The sequence below is a fragment of the Neisseria sp. P0001.S005 genome, assembly GCF_051963715.1.
Genome location: NZ_JBQCTZ010000396.1, coordinates 1 through 1,450, shown reverse-complemented (window position 1 = coordinate 1,450; position 1,450 = coordinate 1). Strand labels below are relative to the sequence as shown.

General features: G+C 27.9%; 2 protein-coding genes. Both read left to right on the top strand.

The annotated features are described in order from the left end of the window. Positions 1–158 precede the first annotated feature (158 nt). Positions 159–617, top strand: coding sequence for a hypothetical protein (locus ACTHSP_RS20535; protein WP_440346827.1), 459 nt, complete (start codon positions 159–161; stop codon positions 615–617). 63 nt (positions 618–680) lie between these two features. Continuing rightward, on the top strand, positions 681–1,202 hold the full coding sequence (locus ACTHSP_RS20530) for an XAC2610-related protein (RefSeq protein ID WP_440346826.1): 522 nt from the start codon (positions 681–683) through the stop codon (positions 1,200–1,202). Positions 1,203–1,450: the final 248 nt, after the last annotated feature.

Genomic DNA, 1,450 nt, shown 5'->3' with positions numbered 1-1,450 from the left:
TTAAATTTTATCTTTGAAATCTGATTGATAATTATTTATTAGTACTAAGTTTTCAAAATGGTGCTAGAATATTGTGATCAATAAAATGTAAATTTATGAGTTTTAAAAATGGGTATTGCTATAATGGGCTAAGCCATTACAAATTTAAGGAGTTTGACATGAAAAAAGCATTATTTCTTTCTATTTGCCTATTAGGAACTGGTTCTTGTTTTGCTCAGGATTTTTCAACACTTTCTGTTTTTAAAGATACTATTAAGAAGTTAATCGATGAGAAAACATATACTCTATGCAATGTAGAAAAATATGATCAACTACATAAAATTGGAAATGAATGTTTGTATAGTTTATCTCTTAGCTTAGATAATGCAATAGATGAAAAATACAAAAAATTACAAATTGAAAACAAAAAAAATAAATTAGTTGAAAAATTTCCTTCAAGTTATTTTTCTAAGTTAAGAAAAACGTACTCTGCTTATAAGGATGAAGCTTGTTTTAATCCATTAAATGATATTACCGGTGGGTTAAAAAATTCTTATGATGTAAAAGAGCTTGTTTGTAATGTGGAACAGAAATTATTTCATATAAAAACATTAGAAAATTTTGATAAAAATATTTGATTTATATCTTAATTTAAGGTTATGATGTAATTTGAAAAAAATCACATTTCCCTAGGAGGAGCAATGCAATATAAAAAGCTATTCACAATTCCTTTCATTGCACTTTCTTTATTTTCTACTGCGTGCGCTGTGCAAAGTGGAAACGTAGTTGGAAAAGAAAGTGTTTATCCACCAGTTGCAAATTTTTCTTTTGAAATTAAGATAAAACCACTTTCTGATATGGATTATCAGACTGTCATTACAAATAAAAAAACTAAAAAAATACAAATTATTGAAAGTATGTCACATCCCCCTCTGACTGCAGATCATTTGGTTCAAATACAAGACTTAAATAATGATGGGTACCCTGATATTATTTTAAAGGGTTTTTCTGTTGCAGCGTCAGCAATTAATGGTAATGAACTTTATATGTTCAATCCTGAAACTAAACAATTTGAGGAAACTAAAGATATTGCCCAGCTTGGCGAAATTCATGCTAGCGAAAAAAACTGTATTTACGTTGATTATCGGAAAAATTCAATGGAATACTCCCAGGATCATTATTGCTGGCGTAATGGTAAATGGCATTTTATTGAAAATAGGTAAAATATTATGAATGATAAATTCGATCAGTATCGCTATATGAAATAGAGTAATTTATTACAAATTTAAGGAATTTAAAAAATGAAAAAAGCATTATTTCTTTCTGTTTGCCTATTAGGGGCAGGTTCATGTTTTGCACAGGAAAATATAGAGCATAAAAAAGAAGTCTGTCCTAAAAGTGCGTTAGAAAATATTGAAAATGTTAGTTATGATTGCTTGGATGTTTGGGATAGCCGTTTAGAAAAAAAAAT